The sequence below is a fragment of the Bacillus sp. GB_SG_008 genome (assembly GCF_052038115.1).
Taxonomy (GTDB): domain Bacteria; phylum Bacillota; class Bacilli; order Bacillales; family Bacillaceae_G; genus Bacillus_A; species Bacillus_A rhizoplanae.
Genome location: NZ_JBPZSK010000002.1, coordinates 245,307 through 263,625, shown reverse-complemented (window position 1 = coordinate 263,625; position 18,319 = coordinate 245,307). Strand labels below are relative to the sequence as shown.

Sequence of the window (18,319 nt, the reverse complement as noted above, 5' to 3'; positions counted from 1 at the left end):
GCAGGGGGACTATCATCTATATTAGGTTAGGGTACACATGATCATAGATTAAGAGGTGTTCAGAAAGATGCTTTCTAATTATTGATATAATTGACTGCCTGTTTCTTTAAACTCTTCTGCTTTTTCTTTCATACCTTTTGAGATTGCTTCTGTCGTTTCTAAATCATTATCCTTTGCATACTCACGAATATCATGCGAAATTCTCATACTGCAAAACTTCGGACCACACATTGAGCAGAAATGCGCTGTCTTTGCTCCTTCTGCCGGTAATGTTTCATCGTGATATTCCATTGCGCGCTCAGGGTCTAATGATAAATTAAATTGATCACGCCAGCGGAATTCAAAACGCGCTTTAGAAAGAGCGTCATCACGCTGATGTGCTGTTTTATGACCTTTTGCAAGGTCAGCAGCATGCGCGGCAATTTTGTACGTAATAACCCCTTCACGAACATCATCTTTGTTTGGTAAGCCAAGATGTTCTTTTGGTGTTACATAGCAAAGCATTGCTGTACCGAACCAACCAATCATCGCTGCTCCAATCGCAGAAGTAATATGGTCATAACCCGGTGCAATGTCTGTCGTTAACGGTCCGAGCGTATAGAACGGTGCACCATGACAAATGTCGAGTTCTTTATCCATATTCTCTTTAATCAAATGCATCGGTACATGTCCTGGGCCTTCAATCATCACTTGTACATCATGCTTCCAAGCAATTTGCGTAAGTTCTCCTAATGTTTCCAGCTCAGAAAATTGAGCTTCGTCGTTTGCATCCGCAATTGAACCAGGGCGTAATCCATCTCCAAGAGAGAAGGAAACATCGTACTTCTTCATAATTTCACAAATCTCTTCAAAATGTGTATATAAGAAGTTTTCTTGATGGTGATATAAACACCACTGGGCCATAATCGAACCACCGCGTGATACAATTCCTGTTACACGCTTTGCTGTAAGCGGAATGTAACGAAGCAGTACACCAGCATGAATTGTAAAGTAATCTACTCCTTGCTCTGCTTGTTCAATTAGCGTATCACGGTATACTTCCCACGTTAAATCTTCCGCGATCCCATTTACTTTTTCAAGCGCTTGGTAAATCGGCACTGTTCCAACTGGTACAGGCGCATTACGAATAATCCATTCACGCGTCGTATGAATGTTTTTCCCAGTAGAAAGATCCATAATTGTATCTGCGCCCCAACGTGTTGCCCATGTCATCTTCTCTACTTCTTCTGCAATCGACGATGATACAGCTGAGTTCCCGATATTCGCATTTACTTTCACATGGAAGTTACGCCCGATAATCATTGGTTCTGCTTCCGGATGATTAATATTTGCCGGTAAAATGGCACGACCTTCAGCAATTTCCTTACGTACAAATTCTGGTTCCACGCCTTCACGAATCGCCACATATTCCATCTCTGCTGTGATAATACCTTTACGCGCATAATGCATTTGCGTAACATTTTCCCCAGTTTTTGCGCGAAGCGGATTACGTCCCATTTGCGGGAATACAGGCGTATGTTTAGCTGCTACTTTTACACCATCATCTTCCGGTTTCACTTCACGACCTTCATACTCTTCTACATCTCCACGTTCCACAATCCAGCAGCGGCGCGGCGTTGGAATCCCCTTTTCTAATTCCACTTTGTAATCCGGATCAGTATAAGGACCACTCGTATCATACACACGAATAGATGGATTTGTTACACCGTTTGTATCGCTTTGTGCAATCTCGCGCATCGGTACTTTCATATCTTCACGCGTACCCTCTACATATACCTTCTTACTTCCCGGTAAACTTGACTTCAACTCAATTTGCTCAGCTGAAACAGATTGTTTCATAAATGTGTTTCCTCCCCTGTGTCTTAGCGAAGTAACCTCCGCTTTTCTTTAGATTCAGTTTCGCCGCCTAGACCCTTGCGTCTAAACAGTTGGCTCCACTTTTCTTATGACCAGGATGAGAACTAGCGGCTAGTATATGCTCAAATAAAAAAGCCAGGTCCATAATAAAGAATAGGACCTGGCAACATAAGGCATTGTTATGTAAAGCCGTTAACTTCCCTCCGCTGGTACGAACCAGATCAGGTCCAAAGGGTTAAGAAGCTTCAACACGCTTCCCTCTCAGCCCAGCTCTTGGGCACCCCTAGTTTATCACTGATTAAATTTTCACTACGCTCTTATCATACATCATTGTCAAAAAAATGCAAAGGTATTTATATTATTTTTTTCCTTATTCAAAAAATGGGTATTTCACTCAGTACAAGCCGAATCCGCACTTCATACATATAGAATATAAGCCAGTGCAGGACGTATGTCTTATGTAAACTTTTCACGATAAGAACAGGGGTGAAAGAGTTGATAAACCTACAATCTACAATAACCATACTCGCTTTTCTCGGAACCACGCTCATCATCTTTTGGCGTCCCAAAGGGATGAATGAAGCAATTCCAGCAACAGTTGGTGCAGTAATTGTCATTTTAAGCGGTACAGTTTCTCTTACCGACTTGGGTGATATTAGCTCAAAAATTATTGGCGCCGCCATAACAATTATGGCTACCATTGTTATGGCAATCGTATTAGAGAGTTTCGGCTTTTTTTATTGGTGCGCCGTTCAACTTGCTAAAAAAGCAAAAAGCTCTGGTATTCGCCTCTTTTGGTATACAAATCTTCTTTGTTTTCTCATGACATTATTCTTCAATAACGATGGTAGCATCTTAATTACAACTCCCATTTTACTGCTTTTGTTACACCATTTGCGACTCACACATGATCAAAAAATACCTTACTTACTAAGTGGTGCACTCATCGCCACTGCCTCAAGCGCGCCGATTGGTGTAAGCAATATTGTGAATTTAATCGCCTTGAGAATTATTGATATGGACTTATACATGCACACAGCCATGATGTTTGTTCCCGCTACGTTAGGTCTCCTTTTTATGTCGTTTCTGTTATTCCTTGTGTTTCGGAAAAAAATCCCTAAAAAACTCCCGGTCTTGTCGACATACTTAGATGAAAATTTCGTTAAAAAATCCTTTCACCCACTGCAACCACGTCCCGCAATTGATGAAAATCGTAAGCGAACAAGGTTTATGCTTGGAATTCTATTATTTGTTTTATGCGTTCGTATCAGCTTATTTATCGCATCTTTCTTTCAGTTTTCTATCGCCATTGTAGCAGTCATTGGCTCCGTTATTTTACTCGGGTGGAGATGGTACAAACTGCGCCTTCCACCTCATGATATGATTAAAAAAACACCTTGGTATGTCTTAATTTTCGCATTTTCTATGTACGTGATTGTGTATGGACTTAATAACATCGGCTTAACCAACCTGCTCATCACTACATTTCAGCCAATCATCACTGGTAGTTTATTTCATGCCACTTTTGTTATGGGGGGCCTAGTCTCTATCCTCTCTAACATTTTTAATAACCATCCTGCCTTAATGATTGGCACAATTGAACTCACCGAAATGGGACTAGATCCTATTACATTGAAAACCATTTATCTTGCAAACATCATCGGTAGTGACATGGGCTCATTATTACTCCCGATTGGTACATTAGCAAGCTTAATGTGGATGTATATTGTGAAAAAAGGAAAAGTAACTATCGGTTGGGATACCTATATAAAAACTACACTTCTTGTCATTCCGCCAACCGTCATTTTTACACTGCTATGTTTATATTATTGGGTTAAATTAATCTTCACATCTTAAAACATCTCCCTCCTTCCACTATGTTAGAAGGAGGAGATTATGTAATTACGAGAAAGGTGATTATTATGCTTCATTTACAAAAATATATTAATCAGCCCATACAAGTGACATTGTCAAGGGAAATTATTCCATTTGAAGGAATTATGATTGATAAAGGCTCGGATATTATTGTATTGTATGATGGAGAAAAATACATGTATATCTCTAGTTTACACATTCAACATTTAACCCCAAGCATCGATTCTTCATTACTTGATAACCTAGCAATTCCAGAATCTTTACTACCGCCAGACATAATATCAAGTGAATCCACTATTTCACTGCGAAAAACATTGCAAGTGGCAAAAGGACAATTTATTGAACTTGCGCTATCACATGAACACTTCTTACATGGATATGTTACCCATATTATGAATGACTATTTTATCTTCCTCTCACCTGTCTATCAAATGTTATACATCCCCTTTCATCACGTAAAATATATCGTTCCGTATAAGGAAGCAGAAACGCCTTACGGACTAGAAAATACAAAACTCTTATCGCCAGCTTCAAAGATTACACTTGCACGTACATTTTCTGAGCAAATGAAAAAACTAAAACAACATATCGTTTTACTTGATCTAGGCATACAGAGTTATAAAATTGGCAAATTAGCTGAAGTAACCGACAACCAAATTGAACTCATTACAGCACGTAATCAGCGTTTTCATTTTAATTTACATCACGTTAAAACCGTACATCTTCCATCCTAAAATTAAAAATAACAAAAAGAGGTATCTCATCATAAGAGACACCCCTTTTTCTATTAAGGAATCATCCAAGTTAAATAATAAGCTTGAATATATGTGATAATACCAATGATTGTTACGAAGAATAAACTATGTTTCACTGTGAAACGGAATAAGTCAGATTCTTTTCCAGCAAGTCCAACTGCCGCACATGCGATTGCAATGGACTGCGGTGAAATCATTTTAGCAGTTACACCGCCCGTTGTATTCGCTGCAACAAGCAACACTTCGCTTACGCCTACTTGCTGCGCTGTAATTGCTTGTAGATTTGAGAACAATGCGTTTGCAGATGTATCTGATCCTGTTAAGAATACCCCAAGCCATCCAAGGAATGGCGAGAAGAATGGGAAGAATTTCCCCGTTCCTGCTAACGCTAATGCCAATGTCGATGAAAGTCCTGAGTAATTTGCGATAAACGCAAAACCAAGTACTAATCCAATTGACAAAATTGGCATTTTCAATTCTTTCAACGTTTCTTTAAATGTGACCACTGCTTGTTTTGGACTCATTTTCAAAACAAACATTGTAATAATACATGCAATCAAAATTGCTGTTCCTGTTGCCGATAAAATATCAATCTTTAATATAGCTTCATATGGTGTTGGTTTATTAACAATTGGCTCTGCCTTCATCACTAAATTATGCAGACCCGGAATTTGAATTTTAAACACTAAGCTTTCAAGTGCACCGCCTGGAGCAAATAAAGCTTTAAAGAATTTTTGGCTCCAGATTACAACCATTATCGTTAAAATAATAAATGGTGACCACGCTTTCAAAACTTTTCCTGCTGTTAAATTTATTGTAGAACCAGCATCTACCGTCGCCGCTGCTTCTGCTTGTCCTTTTCCAGAACGGTAAATTTCTTTTGGCTGCCATACTTTTAAGAATAGCGCCAAACTCACTAAACTCACTAGTGCTGATGTAATATCCGGGAGTTCAGGCCCAAGATATGTTGCTGTAATAAACTGCGTAATCCCGAACGAACCGCCTGCTACAAGTAATGCAGGCCACGTTTGTTTTACACCTTTTAATCCATCCATTAAGAATACAATAAAGAATGGAACAAATAATGATAGAAGCGGTAATTGATGCCCAGCCATTTCTCCTATTTTATGAGGATCAATACCTGTTACTTGACCAGCTACTAAAATTGGAATACCCATCGCTCCGAATGCTACCGGTGCTGTATTTGCAATTAAGCAAAGCCCCGCTGCGTATAACGGGTTTAAACCAAGCCCTGCAAGAAGCGCTGCTGTAATTGCTACTGGTGCTCCAAATCCAGCTGCTCCTTCCAAAAATGCACCGAATGAGAAGCCGATTAAAATGACAAGTAGACGATGATCATTTGTAATAGAAAGAACAGATGCACGAATGACATCGAACTGTCCCGTTTTTACTGAGATTTTGTATAAAAATACTGACATGATGATAATCCACGCAATTGGCCATAATCCATAAGCAAACCCATAACCCGTTGCTGCTATCGCCATCGTAAATGGCATTTTATAAACAAAAAGTGCAATTATAACTGTTAATAAAACTGTAATGAACCCTGCAACATAGCCTTTCATACGAAAAACTGTTAACGCTAAGAAGAAAAATATAATTGGAATCATTGCAACTGCTGCCGAAAGCCAAATGTTACCTAGCGGATCATAAACTTGTGTCCATGTGCTCATAGTTTCTCTTCCCTTCTAATGTCTCTTTTTCATGTACTTATAATCCTATAAGTAGACAACCAGGTCATCAGACCTTTAGGTCCAAAAAATAAAACGTTTACAGAAAACGTTTTCATGAATATTTGATAATTCTACTTTATCATATTTCCCTGTATTTACAATGCTATTTTCGAATTTTTTTCACATTTTCTTTGTTCATCCTTTCACAAAATGTGATATGATTACAGGTTTCTAAAATAAAGTGAAACTTTCCTCAACGAACGGTTTTCTCGTTGAGGATTAGTTAAACCAATCGGGTCCTTACAGACGGTTTGTCTCTCTTCCTTGCCTGACTTCTTACCGGCTGTTTGGGCGGGATAAAAAAGAGCTGCAACCGTAAATGATGAACGTGTTCCGACGGGATTTTTTGGTTACACACCCCAGATTATTGGCAGTTTTTCTAATGTATGAATAGGAAAATGACATTTTCTTATACTAAGGTCGAAAACTGATTTTAGGAGGACAAAAAATGACTGAGCAAAATCGAACTCAATCTGCCATTGATGCAGGGCGTAATAACACAAAACGCGGAATTGAAGCAGCAAGCGATGCAGTACAAAATGCAGTTGATGCTGTTGAAAATGCTGGAAAAGCAACAGTTGACCGTATTTCTGAAGCAGCTAAAGATGTCACAGCTCGTTAATACGAAATAATTTGTTTGGGTATTTGTTGGAGTCATGAATTAAAGAAAAATAAGAAGCAAGACCGTCAAAAGACGGTCTTGCTTTCATTCCATTATAATTCGCCCGATCTAAACTTAATTGATAGAACTGGAATGACATTTCATGTATGAAAATTCCCTTCACCTCTCTCTCGAATCTTGAAGCGGGAATTCACTTCCTAAGCTTTTGCAAATTATCCTACATTTTCCGTTGAAAATAGTTATCATAATTGTTAAATTTAATTTCGATAATGATAATCGTTATCAATATTTGAGGGCACTTCTTTTCCCCTTACAAGATTGGAGATGTTTAATGTTATGAATGTATTATCAAGGCGTCTGGAAAAGCAATTATTTCAATTATTAGTTACTTTAATGCGCGTTTTTTTTGGTATTGGATGGCTTTTGGCAGGAATAACAAAAATTACAGAAAAACATTGGTTTAGTGAACCGGGGATTTTTCTTAAAAATTACTTAATAATGGCACTAGAAAAACCAAATGTTCCAGAATTTTATCATGATTTCATTCAATACATAGCACTAAAACATATTATATTCTTTAACTATACGATTCCTATCGTCCAGATTGTAGTTGGTATATGTATGATAGTAGGATTAATGATTATTCCTTCTGTTTGTATTTGTCTTTTTATGCATATTAATTTTATTCTCTCAGGTAATATGAATTTAACAAGTCTTACACTATATACAAGTGCATTTGGAATATTATTCTTTTTAGAACGCAGTTACGTTTTAAGTTTAGACCGCTACCTTGGAATTGAAAAATGCTTTAACTCAAACAGGCAAAAATTCAAACAAACCATACATTATAATTCATCAAAGGTTTCTTAAGAAGAGCTTTTGATTGTGGTTTTCAGTGCAAAAACTATAAAGTGAAACTTCATTCTGGGAGCGTTTTTTCCCAGCATGCCAGTAGTTATCCCCCACCTATCTTCTTCGCTTGTCTCTCAATCTTGAGGTGGGGGTCTTACTGCCCGCGAATGGCGGGATAAAGGAAAATTTCACTATCCTTTATATAAGAAAAAAGTACTCGCAGCGTGCGAGTACTTTTTTCATCTTCTTTTTCTTCGTTTGCGGCGCATCATTTTTTTACGCCTTGTATTCACACCGTCCGCGATAATATGTAATGCACTAGCGGCAATAACGCCCAGTACAAACATAATAATTGCCACTTTATGCGCCTTTGCCATCTCTATCAGTTTTCCCTCTAGCACTGTTTTATTTAAAACATATAAAAACGGTGAGAAAACGAGCAGCATATAAAGAAGACGAATCAAATCACCAATAATAATCGTGTGCGTAAGTGGTGACCGATGCGGCATTACAACTTGATATGGATACCAAAAGATGCGAAATAACCCCCATTTTCGGTAAGCAGAACTATGAATATCCAGATCCGGTGTTAAAAAGTACGTCCCAATAATAAATCCAATCGTAAACGTAAGAAGAAAATCAAAATTCGTTAACCCGTAAGAACCGAGCATAAATAATACAATGGGAAGAGAAACTAAGTTTATCTTCGTGTGTGTTTTTCCTGATGGCATATCCAATTCCTTCCGTTCAATCCTAACTCGTTCGACTGCCCATTAATGGAAAAACACCAATAGACGTCTCACTACATTAATCTAATTTTTGATCAATAAGTGACGTATCCACATCAGAACCAAACCATTCTCCCAGCTTTGTACGCGCTTGTTCTTTCACTTCTTCATCTACATGCATAGCAGTTTGTACGAGCGCAGCTGTTAATGCGCCTAAGTCATCTGTATAACCGAGCCCAGCTATAAAATCCGGAATAGCATCAATCGGTGCAATAAAATACGCAAGAGCACCAATAATCGTAAGCTTCACTCGTTTTGGAACACCTGGTTTCTGCAATACATAAAACAGTAACAAACTAGCATAAATGACGGAATGCCCCGCCTTAATCGCTACATGTTTTACTTTATTCCAAAACGCTTCGACTGAAAATTTCTCCTTCATCATGAAATCTCCCCTCGTTATTCTTTTCCCCCGCTATTCACGGGCAGTAAGACCCCCTGCTAATAGAAGTTTCACTTTATTTCTATTATGCCGAATTTATTTACAACATAAGCAAACTTCACATACATACAATATTAATGTAGGTTCTGGCTTGGCAACGTTACTTATCATGCATTCTTATTATAACAAACAAGCGAAAAAGAACAAGTGTTTGGTGTTGATTTTTTAATTTTTCTCAATATAAAAAGTCCTCGTTTCTACGGACTCTTTCCCATATTTGTTATATTTTCTAGTTGACGAGCATATAAACCAATGTTAAAGTTTTCACTGTCAGCTATAATGGAAAAAAAGACAAAAAATGTAAGATGCGAGTGTGTTCCTAATAGCTAAATTTTGTTGTATAATACAAAATGGCTTTGTTCTTATGGAACAATACAAAATGACAGGAAAACAAAAGGGTATGCATAGTTCAAGTCATATATAGATGTATAAAGAAAAAACTCTATCCATGGCAAAGAAAACTATGTATTTTTTATTTTAGCGGGTTTCTCTCAAAAATCGACCAAGCCTGATAGAGAAAGGGTGAAAATGGATGAAGGAATCTTTGAAATTACAATTTCAAAACGTACGATTTACATTCTTTATTGCCATCACAGTGTGGCTAAAAACGTATATTATTACACGTACTAGCTTTGACTTAAAACTAGAATCTTTCATGCAAGAATTCATTTTATTTATTAGCCCATTAGCCTCATCATTATTTCTAGTGGGTCTTGCATTATTTGCAAAAGGGAAAAAACGAAACTATATTGCACTTGGCATTGACTTTCTCCTTACCATCATTCTTGTTGGTAACGTAATGTTCTACGGTTTCTATAACGACTTTGTAACATTACCTGTACTTGGACAAACGTCAAACTTCGGTAGTCTTGGCTCTAGTGTGAAGTCACTCCTTAACTACAAAATTGTTGTCGCTTTTGCCGATATTATCTTCTTCGCAGTCCTTTTAAAGAAAAAGAAAGACTATGCAAAAACAGAGCGTGTTTCACGTCCGATGCGATCACTATATTTCGTATCAACAATTGCCATTTTCTTTGCAAACTTAGGACTTGCAGAAGCAGAGCGTCCGGAATTATTAACACGCTCATTTGACCGTGTAATGCTTGTTAAAAACTTGGGTTTATACGTACACCAAGTGTACGACCTTGGCTTACAAGCAAAATCAAGTTCACAAAAAGCATTTGCAGATGGCAGTAAGCTGCAAGAAGCAGAGACCTATGTGAAAACAATGCAAGAAAAGCCAGATCCAAATATGTTCGGTGCAGCAAAAGGAAAAAACGTAATTGTTGTATCTCTTGAGTCCATGCAGCAATTCTTAATTGGTGCAAAAGTAAACGGACAAGAAGTAACACCATTCTTAAACCAGTTTGCGAAAGAAAGCTATTACTTTGAAAACTTCTATCACCAAACAGGTCAAGGTAAAACATCTGATGCAGAGTTTCTTGTAGATAACTCTTTATATCCATTAGATCGCGGCGCTGTATTCTTTACGCATGGTAATAATGAATTTGTTGCAACACCAGAAATCTTGCATGAGCAAGGCTATTACACAGCTGTATTCCATGCAAACAACGCAACGTTCTGGAACCGTAACATGGTGTACCCAGCACTTGGTTACGATCGTTACTTTAATGAATTAGACTACAAGGTTACCCCTGAAACAAAGCTAGGTTGGGGTTTAAAAGATATCGAGTACTTTGATCAATCAGTGGATATGTTAAAAAATATTGAGCAACCGTTCTATACACGTTTCCTTACGTTAACAAACCACTATCCATTTGACTATGATGAAGCAACGAAATTAATTGAGCCATATAACTCTGGTGACGATGTATTTGACAATTACGTAGTAACAGCTCGTTATTTAGATGAAGCGTTAAAACACTTTGTTGAAGATTTAAAGGCAGAGGGACTTTACGATAACTCTGTTATTGTATTCTATGGTGACCACTACGGTATTTCTGACAACCATAACCGTGCAATGGCACAATTCTTAGGAAAACAAGAAATTACAGAATTTGATCGTATGAACTTACAACGTACACCGTTCTTCATTCACGTTCCTGGTCAAACAGAAGGAAAAACAATTTCAGCACCTGCTGGAGAAATTGATGTAAAACCAACAATCCTTCATTTACTAGGTGTTGATACAACGAACGACATTAACTTTGGTCATGATTTATTCGCACCAGAGCGCAAACCATTTGTCGTACAACGTGATGGAAGCTTCGTTACAGATCAATACATTTACACAAATAATACGTTCTATAACCGTACGACAGGTCAAGTTGCAGAAGTGCCAAAAGCCGAAGCACAAGCAATGATCGACCGCGCACAAAATGAATTGCGCATGTCAGATCAAATCATTGAAGGTGACTTACTGCGTTTCTATGAAGGTAACAAAGTAAAAACAGGCACAATCAAAACAACCATTAAAGAAAACAATAAAGAAAAAGAAAAAGATAAAGATAAAGATAAAGAAAACAATAAAGAAAAAGACGCTGCGTAATCAGCGTCTTTTTTCTAGTTGTAACATCTATCGATGATTCTACAATATACAACTTAAATACATACCATGCAGAAACAGCTTTCAAGAAAAACGCTGAGCAATCATTACACAACCTTAACCAAAATTTTACATAAAATTTATGAAACATCTTTATAATAAAACATGTAAGCTTTGTCCCTATGATACAAGCTACCCTCCTTATACAACGTTCTGTAATAGAACGTTGTTTTTTTTTGCAAAGCAGGATTCTTTCTTCCAATCTTCGAATTTGTATGTGCAGACAATATTTGGGGAAGGAAGGAGAAAAACATGAAATATGAACGCTTTGTATTATGGAATGGAAAAATGATTGATACAACAAACGAACAACCTCATGTTGACTTAGAAGAGCGCGGTCTACAGTTTGGTGATGGCGTATATGAAGTCATTCGTGTTTATAAAGGGACCTTGCATTTGTTAGATCCACATATAACAAGATTATATCGCTCTATGGAAGAAATGGAGCTCACCCTTTCTCTCTCAAAAGCTGAGCTTATCGCATCCCTATACGAGCTGCTAGAAAAAAATCAATTTCAAGAAGACGGCATCATTTATCTCCAAATTTCACGAGGCGTCAAACCGCGTGTTCATGCCTTTTCCTTTGATGCAACTCCAACTATTTATGCGTACATACGCAAAAAAGAACGCCCCGCTTTATGGATTGAATATGGAATTCGCGCCATAACAGAGCCTGATATCCGCTGGCTGCGCTGCGATATTAAGTCACTAAATTTACTACCCAATGTATTAGCTAGTACAAAAGCAGAGCGAAAAGGCTGCAAAGAGGCTCTTCTCGTTCGTAACGGAATCGTCACTGAAGGAAGCCACTCTAACTTCTTTCTTGTGAAGAACGGAACGCTATATACACACCCTGCCAATCATCTCATTTTAAACGGTATTGTTCGGCAATATATTATATCGCTTGCTCATACATTACATATTCCCCTGAAAGAAGAATTGTTTAGTGTTCATGATGTATACAAAGCAGATGAATGTTTCTTTACAGGAACAACCTTTGAAGTGATGCCAGTGACACACCTCGATGGGACTGCTATTCAAAACGGACAAGTCGGGCCTATCACAAAATTGTTACAAAAAACATTTATGCAAAGTTTTTCTACTTCCAACGTCCTTTGGCCTTAAAAGCGGACAATTACACCTCAAAAAACAGGAATATATGGATATAAAACCAAAAAAAGGGTGCATTTTTGCACCTTTCTTTTTTTTGTTATCCCTTTTTAGGATATTCGGATTTCTTCATAAGTATTGACATCAATCGACAACCATCTTAGAATTTTTATAGTTGGTAAATTTTTCATTACCTTAAAATACAGGCAGAAAGGAATCGACAAACTATGAAAAAATATCTTGCCGGTCTTGCTGCGGTATCTGTTGCAGGTGCTGTAGCGCCGACAATGGATACGGTTCAAGCAGCTGAAACCGTACAACAACCTGCAGCAAAAACAGCTCAAACGGCTCAAGCAACATCACAAAACACAACAAAGTACACAGTAAACGCGGACGTATTACGCGTTCGTACAGGTCCTGGTACTTCTAATCACATCATGTCTCGCGTATACGAAGGACAAACACTAAACGTTATTGGACAAGAAAATGGCTGGTATAAAATTAATCACCATGGAAAAATCGGCTATGTTAGCGGTGAGTTTGTAAATGCGGGCAATACGAATACCGATTCTAAACCAAACGATAACACAACTGTTCGACCAGCAAGTGGAAACTATACAGTAAATGTATCCTCCCTTCGTGTTCGTACAGGCCCTAGCACATCACATACACAGTTAGGTTCTCTACATAAAGGACAAGTTGTACAAGTCGTTGGCGAAGTACAAGATTGGTTCAAAATTAACTACAGCGGACAAACAGCTTACATTAGCAAAGATTATGTAACAAAAGGCGGCTCTAATACAGATGCTGCACAGGATGACCAACAGCAAAATAATAACAACAATGTTACAGTTCAACCTGGCGGTACTTACGTTGTAAACGCAACATCTTTACGCGTTCGTACAGGCCCAGCTACATACAACAGTATCATTGGCGGCGTATTAAACGGACAAAAATTAAACGTTATTGGCGCTGAAAATGGCTGGTTCAAAGTGAAGCATAATGGACAAATTGGTTATGTTAGCAGCGAATTTGTGAAATTTGTAAAAGACGGCACTTCTACACCTACTCCGCCAGCAACAAACGATCAAACTCCATCGCAAGGAAGCGGAGAATATTACGTTAATGCAAGCGCACTAAATGTACGCAGCGGTGCTGGCTCAAACTACGGTGTAATCGGAGCCTTACCACAAGGACAAAAAGTACAAGTACTTGCAGACGAATACGGCTGGAGCAAAATTAACTATAATGGCCGCACTGGATATGTAGGCACTCGCTACTTATCTAAAACACCTGTAAGCGGCGGACAAGAAAATAAACCAGCTGAAAAACCGAATAATGAAAACAATAATAACAACAACAATAATAACAATAACAACAATACAAGCAATAACTCTGGTGATATGTCATCACTACTTTCATACGCAAGATCAATGGAAGGTGTTCCATACGTATGGGGCGGCACTTCTGCAAATGGTGTTGACTGCAGTGGTTTCATTTATCACGTATATAAGAAGTTTGGTTATTCAATCAGTCGTACAAGTGTAGCTGGATATTGGAGCAGCTTCCAACATACATCTAACCCACAGCCAGGCGACTTAATCTACTTCCAAAACACATATAAATCTGGTCCATCTCATATGGGTATTTACCTTGGCGGCGGTACGTTTATTCAAGCCGGTGACAATGGTGTTAAAGTAGCTTCATTAAACAACTCATATTGGAACAGTCATTTCTTAGGATATTCTAAGCCTTATTAATTGATAGTTTTAGAGCCTTCTAGATTACTAGAAGGCTCTTTTCATTATATATATAAATACAAATCGGAAAAATGACATAAAGTGAAACTTCCTTCTGGGAACGTTTTTTTCCCGGAAGGTTAGTTGAACCAATCGGGTCCTTACAGACGGTTTGTTTGTCTCTCTTCCTTACCTAACTTCTTACCGACTGTTTGGGCGGGATAAAGTGAAACTTCCTTCTGGGAACGTTTTTTTCCCGGAAGGTTAGTTGAACCAATCGAGCTTTTATGGGCAGTTATCCCTCTTATTGTTTTCCTATTCTGACTTTTCCGTAGACGTTTGACCTCTGATGTCTGGTGTGATAAGTTACATAAGATAATATTTTCAGAGAAACGTAGCAATTCTACTATTCGCAATGTTTCGTCAATTTAGAGAGGAGATTTTACAAGCATGAATGTTTTATGGGGAATTGGCGGCGTGCTTGGAATTTTGGCAATTGCAGTTTTATTGTCTTCCAACCGCAAAGCTATTAATTGGCGTACAATTTTAATTGCGCTAGCTATTCAGATCACTTTCTCCTTCATCGTATTAAGATGGGACGCTGGAAAAGCTGTTTTAAAACATGCTGCTGGTGGTGTACAAAGTCTTATTAATTTCTCATACGAAGGAATTAAATTCGTTGTGGGCGATCTAGCAAACACTAAAGGTCCTTGGGGCTTCGTCTTTATTATTCAAGCATTACTTCCAATTGTATTTATTAGTGCACTCGTAGCTATATTATATTATTTTGGTATCATGCAATGGTTTATTTCAATTATTGGCGGCGGGTTAAGCAAACTTCTTGGCACTTCAAAAACAGAAAGCTTAAATGCTGTTACAACTGTTTTCTTAGGACAATCGGAAGCACCAATTTTAATTAAACCTTACTTAGATCGCGTAACAAATAGTGAATTCTTCGCTATTATGGTTAGCGGTATGACGTCTGTTGCCGGTTCTGTTCTTGTTGGTTATGCAGCAATGGGAATTCCGCTTGAGCATTTACTTGCAGCTGCTATTATGGCTGCACCTTCAAGCTTACTGATTGCAAAATTAATCATGCCGGAAACGGAAAAAGTAAATAACGATGTGCAACTTTCTACAGAGCGTACAGATGCAAACGTTATTGATGCAGCAGCACGCGGTGCATCTGAAGGGATGCAGCTTGTTATTAACGTTGCAGCCATGCTTATGGCATTTATTGCGTTAATCGCTGTATTAAATGGTCTACTAGGATGGATTGGTTCTTGGTTTGATATAAAACTAAGCCTTGATCTAATTTTTGGTTACATCCTGTCTCCACTCGCTGTACTAATCGGGGTTCCGCCGCATGAAGCAATTCAAGCAGCTGGTTACATCGGACAGAAACTTGCAGTGAATGAATTCGTTGCATATGGAAATTTAGCTCAGCATATGGGAGACCTTTCCGAAAAAACAAACATTATTTTAGCATTTGCAATTTGCGGCTTCGCAAACTTCTCATCTATTGCAATTCAATTAGGTGTGACAGGTACACTTGCTCCTTCACGCCGTCAACAAATTGCACAATTGGGAATTAAAGCAGTAATTGCTGGTACATTAGCTAACTTCTTAAACGCTGCCGTAGCGGGCATGATGTTTTAATATACAAAGATCCCTCTTAAGTCTTTAACTTAAGAGGGATTTTTTATATACAATTCCCTTTTATCCCTCGCTCATCGTATAACAAGCTTTTAATCATGATGAAAAGTCGCACTCTACACTTCAAACATCCGGTGTGATTAAATCGCTTGACTCATCTTCCTTCTAATTACACATATTACAAATAACCTGTGATATTTACATTAGGGGGCGTTTACCATGAAAAGTGCATCCTATGAAGTATTATTAGTATGGATTGTACAAATTCTTTTTTATTTCAGTACAGTACAGATGACCGAATACAAATATGCTCTTATCTTTACAATTATGTATGTGGCTGTTCATTTGTTATTCCTATTTATTCCCAATAAACGAGCTTTTGTACTCTTTATTATCGGAACCATTCTTTCTGTTTTCTATTTATTTTATGAAGCATGGTTATACTTATGGAACACATCAGAACAACTCAGCTATATCATATTTCATTTTCTCGCAGCTTCTAACTTCTTCCTTATTTACATTTCAACTTATTTACTCAAACAAGTTGTTCACGAAAATAAACGTTTAACAGAACAGCTTACAAAATTAGAACAATATATAGCTGGTACAAAATTATTAACAAAACAAGAATTTGAAAATCGCGGCATATTACTTGAAGTTGCGATGAAGCGACGCGATGAAACAGGAATTATTATCTACTTTGACTTTTCATCTTTCAGTAAATATACGCGCGGCAGCGTGATGAATCGCGTTGCCTTTCTTCTATTAAAAACAGTACGCAATAATTTTGACCTAGTGGGAAAATATAATGATGAAAAACTCGTCATTCTCTTGCAAAACACAAATGCAGCAGGAACAGAGATTGTCATGAACCGATTACAAGAAAAGATGAAAACATGCCTAACCGACGATGCGATTAAACAAATTCAACTGAAACAAGAACAGATTGGAAAACAGGAGTCACCTTCACTATGATGGCGCTCATTCTTCTTATTTTATTTATGTTATTTTGTATACTTGTTTTTTGGATTAGCATCATCTTTTCGATCAAATATGTTCTTATTTTTACAGCATTTTTATTTTCCGGCTTGCTTGCTTATTACTCTCTCTTAACAATTGCCGGGTTAATTCATCGCAATCGGAAACGAAAAGATCGCACGCTTTCTCATTATCCGAGCGTTGATATTTTAATTCCTGCCTATAACGAAGGTATCGTAATAAAAGACACGTTAGAAGCGATGGCAAACATTGAATATCCAGGTCAACTAACGGTTTACTTATTAAATGATAACTCGCACGATGAAACAGGAGAAATTGTCGATAGTTTTGAACAAGCTTATACACATATTCGGCATATTCGTGTTCCGCCTGAAGAACCGAAAGGAAAATCACGCGTTCTAAACTATGGATTAAGCATTTCAGATGGTAAATACTTCTGTGTGTACGATGCAGATAACCAGCCAGAGCCTCATGCGCTTCGTATGCTTGTGGAATATGCAGAAACAGTAGAAGATGCCGTTGGAGCAGTCGGTCATGTACGAACGGTGAACGAAACACACAACTGGCTTACCCGCATGATTTCACTTGAATTTCAAGTTTTTCAACTGCTTATGCAATCTGGGCGCTGGCTCTTATTCCAAACAGGTTCTTTAACGGGGACAAATATGCTTCTTCGCCGCTCTGTTTTAGAAGAGCTCGGCGGCTATGACCCTTATGCAATTGCAGAAGATGCCGAACTCACACTTCGAATTACTCATAAAGGTTATCTCTTACCGATTGTACCTGAGTCTATTACACGGGAACAAGAGCCAGAACATTTGAAAGTATTGATTAAACAGCGCACACGATGGTTACAAGGAAATTTATATATTTTAGAGAACATGCTCTCTTCCTTTGATTTCTTCAAAGGAAAACTTCTTGTTCACTCCTTACAGCAAGTATCGGTCTATGTTGTCTTTTGGCTGTTTCTCATCATTTCAAACGTTTGGTTCATCATCGGCTTACTCGGTATCTTTCATATTCAATACCCAATTCCACTTATGTTTATGTGGTATGTTGCATACGTGACATATACATCTCAACTATTCAGTGCACAAAGCGTCGAAAAAACATTCACACCGATAAACATATTTATAAGTGTCATTATGTATTTCACATATGCCCAGCTCTTCACATACTTGTTTATCCGAAGTCTCATCCTATATTTACGTGCAAAAAGCAAAAAACAGGTCATCGGCTGGGACAAAACAGTACGATTTAAAAAGGATAAATAAAGTGAAACTTCCATCAGTGGTCCCCCACTG

14 protein-coding genes and 1 riboswitch are annotated in these 18,319 nt (G+C 37.9%); of the genes, 10 read left to right on the top strand and 4 right to left on the bottom strand.

Translation table 11 applies throughout. From position 1 onward, the window contains the following. Window positions 1-78: 78 nt before the first annotated feature. Window positions 79-1,839 carry a phosphomethylpyrimidine synthase ThiC gene (gene thiC, locus ACTDJC_RS06290; RefSeq protein ID WP_098310973.1) on the bottom strand — a complete coding sequence of 587 codons (1,761 nt, stop codon included), beginning with the start codon at window positions 1,837-1,839 and terminating at the stop codon, window positions 79-81. Between the two features lie 199 nt (window positions 1,840-2,038). Beyond that, a riboswitch (TPP riboswitch) is annotated at window positions 2,039-2,152 on the bottom strand. Window positions 2,153-2,355: 203 nt separating this feature from the next. On the opposite strand from thiC, the gene ACTDJC_RS06285 reads away from it, so the two are divergent. Both ACTDJC_RS06285 and ACTDJC_RS06280 read left to right on the top strand, forming a co-directional pair. Then, window positions 2,356-3,714 carry an arsenic transporter gene (locus ACTDJC_RS06285; protein ID WP_440603055.1) on the top strand — a complete coding sequence of 453 codons (1,359 nt, stop codon included), beginning with the start codon at window positions 2,356-2,358 and terminating at the stop codon, window positions 3,712-3,714. Between the two features lie 65 nt (window positions 3,715-3,779). Beyond that, window positions 3,780-4,466 carry a DUF2642 domain-containing protein gene (locus ACTDJC_RS06280; RefSeq protein ID WP_098310972.1) on the top strand — a complete coding sequence of 229 codons (687 nt, stop codon included), beginning with the start codon at window positions 3,780-3,782 and terminating at the stop codon, window positions 4,464-4,466. A 53-nt stretch (window positions 4,467-4,519) separates the two neighbouring features. On the opposite strand, the gene ACTDJC_RS06275 is transcribed toward ACTDJC_RS06280, so the two are convergent. After that, window positions 4,520-6,181 (bottom strand): lactate permease LctP family transporter, encoded by a 1,662-nt coding sequence (locus tag ACTDJC_RS06275; RefSeq protein WP_440602911.1) that lies wholly within the window; start codon window positions 6,179-6,181, stop codon window positions 4,520-4,522. A gap of 508 nt (window positions 6,182-6,689) precedes the next feature. On the opposite strand from ACTDJC_RS06275, the gene ACTDJC_RS06270 reads away from it, so the two are divergent. Together ACTDJC_RS06270 and ACTDJC_RS06265 are read left to right on the top strand one after the other, a co-directional pair. Next, window positions 6,690-6,863: a hypothetical protein gene (locus ACTDJC_RS06270; RefSeq protein WP_440602910.1), complete on the top strand. Its 174-nt coding sequence runs from the start codon at window positions 6,690-6,692 to the stop codon at window positions 6,861-6,863. A 336-nt stretch (window positions 6,864-7,199) separates the two neighbouring features. Continuing rightward, the gene (locus tag ACTDJC_RS06265) at window positions 7,200-7,733 is read left to right on the top strand and encodes a hypothetical protein (protein WP_440602909.1); all 534 of its coding nucleotides are present in this window, start codon (window positions 7,200-7,202) and stop codon (window positions 7,731-7,733) included. A gap of 221 nt (window positions 7,734-7,954) precedes the next feature. On the opposite strand, the gene ACTDJC_RS06260 is transcribed toward ACTDJC_RS06265, so the two are convergent. Together ACTDJC_RS06260 and ACTDJC_RS06255 are read right to left on the bottom strand one after the other, a co-directional pair. Next, window positions 7,955-8,446 (bottom strand): metal-binding protein, encoded by a 492-nt coding sequence (locus tag ACTDJC_RS06260; protein ID WP_440602908.1) that lies wholly within the window; start codon window positions 8,444-8,446, stop codon window positions 7,955-7,957. 76 nt (window positions 8,447-8,522) lie between these two features. Further along, a complete protein-coding gene (locus ACTDJC_RS06255) occupies window positions 8,523-8,885 on the bottom strand; it encodes a YkvA family protein (RefSeq protein ID WP_440602907.1) in 363 nt (120 codons plus the stop codon). 592 nt (window positions 8,886-9,477) lie between these two features. Between ACTDJC_RS06255 and ACTDJC_RS06250 the strand changes: the two genes are divergently transcribed. The 6 genes from ACTDJC_RS06250 (at window position 9,478) to ACTDJC_RS06225 (ending at window position 18,289) form a co-directional block, all read left to right on the top strand. Next, window positions 9,478-11,454, top strand: coding sequence for an LTA synthase family protein (locus ACTDJC_RS06250; RefSeq protein WP_440602906.1), 1,977 nt, complete (start codon window positions 9,478-9,480; stop codon window positions 11,452-11,454). Between the two features lie 309 nt (window positions 11,455-11,763). Then, a complete protein-coding gene (locus ACTDJC_RS06245) occupies window positions 11,764-12,636 on the top strand; it encodes a D-amino-acid transaminase (RefSeq protein WP_440602905.1) in 873 nt (290 codons plus the stop codon). Window positions 12,637-12,848: 212 nt separating this feature from the next. Then, window positions 12,849-14,381, top strand: coding sequence for a C40 family peptidase (locus tag ACTDJC_RS06240; protein ID WP_440602904.1), 1,533 nt, complete (start codon window positions 12,849-12,851; stop codon window positions 14,379-14,381). A gap of 429 nt (window positions 14,382-14,810) precedes the next feature. Further along, window positions 14,811-16,019, top strand: coding sequence for a NupC/NupG family nucleoside CNT transporter (locus ACTDJC_RS06235; protein ID WP_440602903.1), 1,209 nt, complete (start codon window positions 14,811-14,813; stop codon window positions 16,017-16,019). A 216-nt stretch (window positions 16,020-16,235) separates the two neighbouring features. Beyond that, window positions 16,236-16,991, top strand: a complete 756-nt coding sequence (locus ACTDJC_RS06230) for a GGDEF domain-containing protein (RefSeq protein WP_440602902.1) — start codon at window positions 16,236-16,238, stop codon at window positions 16,989-16,991. Continuing rightward, window positions 16,988-18,289: a glycosyltransferase family 2 protein gene (locus tag ACTDJC_RS06225; protein ID WP_440602901.1), complete on the top strand. Its 1,302-nt coding sequence runs from the start codon at window positions 16,988-16,990 to the stop codon at window positions 18,287-18,289. The genes ACTDJC_RS06230 and ACTDJC_RS06225 overlap by 4 nt, the downstream gene beginning before the upstream one ends. Window positions 18,290-18,319: the final 30 nt, after the last annotated feature.

What these genes read in the sequence shown, in the direction of transcription:
- ACTDJC_RS06225 (WP_440602901.1), top strand. Translation starts at nt 16,988, where the DNA reads ATGATGGCGCTCATTCTTCTTATTTTATTTATGTTATTTTGTATACTT.
- ACTDJC_RS06240 (WP_440602904.1), top strand. Translation starts at nt 12,849, where the DNA reads ATGAAAAAATATCTTGCCGGTCTTGCTGCGGTATCTGTTGCAGGTGCT.
- ACTDJC_RS06260 (WP_440602908.1), bottom strand. Translation starts at nt 8,446, where the DNA reads ATGCCATCAGGAAAAACACACACGAAGATAAACTTAGTTTCTCTTCCC.
- ACTDJC_RS06255 (WP_440602907.1), bottom strand. Translation starts at nt 8,885, where the DNA reads ATGAAGGAGAAATTTTCAGTCGAAGCGTTTTGGAATAAAGTAAAACAT.
- ACTDJC_RS06250 (WP_440602906.1), top strand. Translation starts at nt 9,478, where the DNA reads ATGAAGGAATCTTTGAAATTACAATTTCAAAACGTACGATTTACATTC.
- ACTDJC_RS06245 (WP_440602905.1), top strand. Translation starts at nt 11,764, where the DNA reads ATGAAATATGAACGCTTTGTATTATGGAATGGAAAAATGATTGATACA.
- ACTDJC_RS06265 (WP_440602909.1), top strand. Translation starts at nt 7,200, where the DNA reads ATGAATGTATTATCAAGGCGTCTGGAAAAGCAATTATTTCAATTATTA.
- ACTDJC_RS06230 (WP_440602902.1), top strand. Translation starts at nt 16,236, where the DNA reads ATGAAAAGTGCATCCTATGAAGTATTATTAGTATGGATTGTACAAATT.
- ACTDJC_RS06275 (WP_440602911.1), bottom strand. Translation starts at nt 6,181, where the DNA reads ATGAGCACATGGACACAAGTTTATGATCCGCTAGGTAACATTTGGCTT.
- ACTDJC_RS06235 (WP_440602903.1), top strand. Translation starts at nt 14,811, where the DNA reads ATGAATGTTTTATGGGGAATTGGCGGCGTGCTTGGAATTTTGGCAATT.
- ACTDJC_RS06280 (WP_098310972.1), top strand. Translation starts at nt 3,780, where the DNA reads ATGCTTCATTTACAAAAATATATTAATCAGCCCATACAAGTGACATTG.
- thiC (WP_098310973.1), bottom strand. Translation starts at nt 1,839, where the DNA reads ATGAAACAATCTGTTTCAGCTGAGCAAATTGAGTTGAAGTCAAGTTTA.
- ACTDJC_RS06270 (WP_440602910.1), top strand. Translation starts at nt 6,690, where the DNA reads ATGACTGAGCAAAATCGAACTCAATCTGCCATTGATGCAGGGCGTAAT.